General features: G+C 61.8%; 7 protein-coding genes. 5 read left to right on the forward strand and 2 right to left on the reverse strand.

Annotation, left to right across the window (positions count from 1 at the left end):
* Window positions 1–246: 246 nt before the first annotated feature.
* The 4 genes from RIF85_RS14495 (at window position 247) to RIF85_RS14510 (ending at window position 2,300) form a co-directional block, all read left to right on the forward strand.
* Entirely contained in the window at window positions 247–888 is a 642-nt protein-coding gene (locus RIF85_RS14495) for a class I SAM-dependent methyltransferase (protein WP_309072607.1), read from the forward strand.
* A 102-nt stretch (window positions 889–990) separates the two neighbouring features.
* Window positions 991–1,488, forward strand: coding sequence for a hypothetical protein (locus RIF85_RS14500; RefSeq protein WP_309072608.1), 498 nt, complete (start codon window positions 991–993; stop codon window positions 1,486–1,488).
* A 179-nt stretch (window positions 1,489–1,667) separates the two neighbouring features.
* Window positions 1,668–1,880, forward strand: a complete 213-nt coding sequence (locus RIF85_RS14505; protein ID WP_309072609.1) for a YegP family protein — start codon at window positions 1,668–1,670, stop codon at window positions 1,878–1,880.
* 75 nt (window positions 1,881–1,955) lie between these two features.
* On the forward strand, window positions 1,956–2,300 hold the full coding sequence (locus RIF85_RS14510; protein WP_309072610.1) for a hypothetical protein: 345 nt from the start codon (window positions 1,956–1,958) through the stop codon (window positions 2,298–2,300).
* 31 nt (window positions 2,301–2,331) lie between these two features.
* Here the strand turns inward: RIF85_RS14510 and RIF85_RS14515 are convergent, their stop codons facing one another.
* Window positions 2,332–2,814, reverse strand: coding sequence for a CBS domain-containing protein (locus RIF85_RS14515; RefSeq protein WP_309072611.1), 483 nt, complete (start codon window positions 2,812–2,814; stop codon window positions 2,332–2,334).
* 255 nt (window positions 2,815–3,069) lie between these two features.
* On the reverse strand, window positions 3,070–3,225 hold the full coding sequence (locus RIF85_RS14520) for a helix-turn-helix domain-containing protein (RefSeq protein ID WP_309072612.1): 156 nt from the start codon (window positions 3,223–3,225) through the stop codon (window positions 3,070–3,072).
* Window positions 3,226–3,312: 87 nt separating this feature from the next.
* Between RIF85_RS14520 and RIF85_RS14525 the strand changes: the two genes are divergently transcribed.
* A partial coding sequence (locus tag RIF85_RS14525; RefSeq protein ID WP_309072613.1) for an amidohydrolase occupies window positions 3,313–4,816 on the forward strand: 1,504 nt, incomplete at its 3' end.

The raw sequence follows: 4,816 nt of genomic DNA on the forward strand, positions 1-4,816 counted from the left end.
ACGACGGCGGCCAGCAGCGTGCGGTGCGGCCGCAGGTATTCAACAAGCAGCTTCCAGAGCATGGGCGGCTCCTGGTCCTCGGCACTGGCCCGAAGGCTCATGGGACGTGGTGCGAAGGTCAGTTTACGTCCGGCGGATGGGAGGACACGAAGAACGGGTGCTGGGTGCCATGAGATGCTGGCCGTTATGACCTCTCCCAGCTGGTATCCCAATGAAGTCGCTCTCGCGGGACGAGAAAACTTGGACATGGAGCATGTCGCCCGCTACGACGGGAAAATGGACTCCAGCGCCCAGTCTGAACTCTCAATTTTGAGAAGGTTCGGTCTCAACTCCCAGTCCACCGTTATTGAATTTGGGGCAGGCACAGGACAGTTCACCGTCGAGGCGGCGCGAGCGTGCGCCCGCGTAGTCGCTGTCGACGTTTCCCCACCAATGCTCGCCTATCTGGAAAAGAAGCTGTTGGACCAGGATCTGACCAACGTGACGTTGGTGAACGCCGGTTTTCTCAGTTATACCCACCGTGAAGGCCAGGCCGACTTCGTCTACTCCCGCTACGCGCTGCATCACCTCCCCGATTTCTGGAAAGCGATCGCGCTGGACCGGATGCGAAAACTACTGTCCTCCGGTGGTATCTGCCGCTTGTGGGACGTTGTCTACGACTTCAACCCCGCGGAGGCCACGGGACGAATCGAGGCATGGTGCTCCCAAGGAGGTGCAAGCGTCGATGGTGAGTGGAGCCGTGCTGAGTTCGAAGAGCATGCAAGGGACGAGCATTCGACCTTCCGCTGGCTTCTTGAGCCCATGATAGAACGCGCTGGCTTCGAAATTGTCGAGGTCAAGTACGCGGCAGAAACATTCGATGCGGAGTACGTCCTGCGCGCTGACTAGGCATACCAAAGGAGCACCACCGCCCTGTTGGTAAGCCACAAACTCCCCGGGCATGTGAAGTGGGCCTTCCGCTGGCGAAGAAGCTGTCGCTACGCTGATCCGATGGAAGCGGCACTCTCCTCGTGGGGTGACTTCAACGTGGCCATCGCCGGGGCCGGAGCAGCGCTCGGCGGGCTGCTCATCGTGGCGTTGTCGGTCAACATCAAACAGATCGCGGAATCACAAGGCCTTGCCGCCCGCGCAGGGGCCGCCATCTCCGCCCTGATCCTCGGCGTGATCCTGGCGTGCGCGGCCCTCATCCCGGACCAGCCGCTATGGGTGTTCGGAATCGAAGTCCTGGCTGGAACCCTGGCCGGAGGGGTCATCGCAGCCCTCGCCGCCCGGGCGATTCTTCGGGACGACACTCCTGGACGTCCCCGCAACTGGGACACCCAGCACATCGTGTCATTCGTGTTCCCGCTCGTCATCTACGCCGCCGGGGCCGTGCTGCTCCTGCTGTCCATGCCTGCAGGTTTGCTCGTAGTGGCCCTAGCGACGATTGTGGCACTGATCGGCGCAGTTATTTTCTCGTGGGTTGCGCTCGTCGAGATTCTGCGCTGAAGCGCTTCCCCTCACCGGGCTGGAGCGCAAATTCTCGCATCAGCCACCCCTACTCGCTAGTAAGCGTTTCCTCTCCTAGGGTATAAACATCGGGCGGCTGGGGGGCCGAGGCGCAACGATGCGTCTTCATTTGGTGAACAATCCCGAGGTCAGTAACCCCGGGGGTATAGGGGTAAACCATGACCGGAAAATTCGAACTCTTTACTGACGAGCACGCTTCTTATGCGTTCAGGCTCAAGTCTCACGATGGGACAGTCGTAGCGGTATCCGGACCGTACCCAAACAAGGAATCCGCCGTTCAGGGCATTCGGGATGTGCGCGAATGCGCCGCCACCGGGTTGATCAGCGATCAGTGCAGCCCATCAAGGTCTGTCCTGCCCGAGAACAGCTGACGAGCTTTCCGTCCTGAATCTAAAACTCCACGGTTATGCAGCGGCCGGAGCCACCCTCCCTTACGAAGTTGAACCATGGCCCACAAATTACGACCCGTCCTCCGGGTGGACGTGGAGATGCGCAGCGCGGTTATCGAACTGCACGGATGCCTGACCGTCCCAGCCACCGCTGCCCTGCTGAAGATCTTGGCCAGGGGCCGCTCCCTGAACCGGAACCTGGAACTGAGCCTCGATCTACGCCGCGCCCTGCACATTGAACCGGGCTCGCTTGCCAACCTCCAGCTTCCATCGCTGGCAGCAGATGCTCTCCCGTTCCATGCATTGACAGCGGACTTGGATCCTCTTGGCCCGGTGCACGTCCTGTTGCCGCCGGTGTGGCCCACCTGCCCGGTAGAAAGGGCACTGGCCGGCCATCTGTAGCGGAAGTCCGGCAACGACGGGCCGGGTCATCTCATTGGCGGCCGGCATTGGCGCTGGCCTTTTCCTTGCCGCGACGGCCGAGGCTGCCACCTGTAGACATCTCCAGTCCGGCTGCGCGAGCAGCCACTCCTGCGTCATTGCAATAGCCAAGCCCGGTTCGCTTACGGCAGAGCAGGCCGAGAAGCTTTCCCTCATCATCCACTACTGCAAGTCGACGGCGGCCTGCCAACTGCAGGGACGCAGTGGCAGCACCGAGCGGCTGTTGGGGCTCTATTGTTCTGCCATGGATCGTCCCAAAACCACTTGCCTTTGCACTACCAGTGGCCTCCGAAGGAATATCAGACCGCTCCAAAGTCGTAAGGAGCCGCCCGCTCGAATCAACGATCAGTGCCAAATGAACGTGGTCATCAGCGAAGAACCTACGGACTTCCTCCACGCTGCTGTCTGCCGGAAGGGTCTTTGGGCAGGTAATCATGGCGTCTTTTACGCAAGACGGATCAACGGTTTCAAGCACGTGATCCTCCAATCGGTCGAATAGGTGCCTGCATCCGCACCTCTACATCGGCTTTGGTAGTGCTGTAGTCCCATTCTTTGCTCAGGGGACAGATTAGAAACCTGCGGTGCGCTCGTCACCCGGCATCACCACGCCAAAATCACCGTCGCCCTGTCTAACGACAAGCGGTACTGAGGTACTCGAACACCGCTGACACTAAAGATCGGTTCCAAGCTTATATCGTCGGGCCGCGCCTCTGTCCTCTCCCGGCTTTCCCTATGCCGGCGCCAGGAAGTGGACGTGAAGGGCGGCGATCACTGTCGCTGCGTCTTCCGGGTTGGTGGAATCGAAGCTGGTGAGTTGCCCGAACCGGGCAAGCCGGTTCAGTACGGTGTTTCGGTGGCAGTACAGCTCTCCGGCAGCTTCTGTCACCCATTGTTTGCGCGGGTGATCGGTACCACACTTGGATGATCGTGGTGCGCGGCTGGGCGTCTCTTAGGGAAGGACAAGTCCGGGGACATGATCGATTTGAAACTTGTTAATGCCCGCATTTTTACCATGGATGATGCTGCTCCCGCAGCTCATGCCTTGGGAGTGCTTCACGGGCGGATCGTGGGCTTCGACGACGACGTCTTACAGGTCCCGGCGCGGCGTACGCTCGATTGCGGTGCCGCTGTCGTCGTCCCCGGCTTTGGCGATTCGCACAACCACATGGCCTGGTTTGGGCAGTCCCTCGCCGAACTTGATCTGTCCGGCTGCCGGGCCCTGGATGAAGTGTACGACGCAGTCGCCCGGTGTGCGCTCGATCTCCCTGAGGACGCGTGGGTGGTGGGATCCGGTTATGACGACACGGTCATGGGAGGCCATCCACACCGCAGCAGCCTCGACCGGTCCGCTCCCGGCCGTCCCGTCTGGCTCAAGCACCGGTCAGGGCACATGTGCGCCGTCAACACTGAGGTGCTTGATCGCACAGGTGTCCTGGACGGTTCAGCTGTCGTTCCCGAAGGCGGCACAGTGGTTCAGGATTCCGACGGGCCCACCGGATTACTTGAAGAGCAGGCCCAGAAACTGGTGACGGCCCTCGTTGTGCCCTACCCGGTGGCGGACCTCGCGGAAGCGATCGGTGCAGCGAGTGAAATTTACGCCGCCGAGGGCCTGACACATGTGGTGGAGGCCGGCATCGGATCGGGCTGGATTGGCCGCAGCCCGGTGGAACTCGCCGCGTACGTTGAAGCACGACGGCGCGGCCTCCTGAAAACCCGCGTACAACTGATGGCGGTCAGCGACGCTCTGCACCCGCTCCAGTCCAATTCTGCCGATGGAATTACCTTTGGTCTTGACCTCGGCATCGCATCGGGCTTCGGAGACGACCATGTCCGGCTTGGGGCTATGAAAATCTTCATCGACGGCTCGCTGATCGGCCGCACTGCAGCGGTAACCGAGCCCTTCTGCGACCACGACCATGGCACTGGCAGTCTCCAACTCTCCCCCGAGGAACTGGCCCAACGGATCATCAGCGCGCACTGCTCAGGTTGGAACGTCGCCGCGCATGCGATCGGAGACGCCGCCGTCGACATCGCGCTGGACGCTTTTGGGAAGGCGCAACAGAAGCTACCCAGATCCGACGCGCGGCATCGCATTGAGCACGCCGGCATGGTCCGGCCGGACCAGCTCCCCCGGTTCGCAGCGCTGGGGATCACACCGGTCCCGCAACCGCACTTCCTGTATGAGGTCGGCGACACGATGTCAGACGCGGTCGGCACGGAACGGACACCATGGCTGTACCGCCACAAGTCTTTCCTGAACGCCGGGGTACGCGTTCCCGGCAGCTCGGACCGGCCGGTAGCGGCAGGGGCACCGCTGCTGGGCATGCAGTCCATGGTGACGCGCCGCAGCTCCGGCGGAGCCACCCTGGGTCCCGAGGAACGGGTCGACCCCGAGACGGCCCTGCGTGCCTACACGGTCGACGCCGCGTGGATTGCAGGCGAAGAAGACCGGCGGGGAACGCTGGAACCGGGAAAGA

The organism is Arthrobacter sp., from assembly GCF_031179385.1.
Lineage (GTDB): Bacteria > Actinomycetota > Actinomycetes > Actinomycetales > Micrococcaceae > Arthrobacter_D.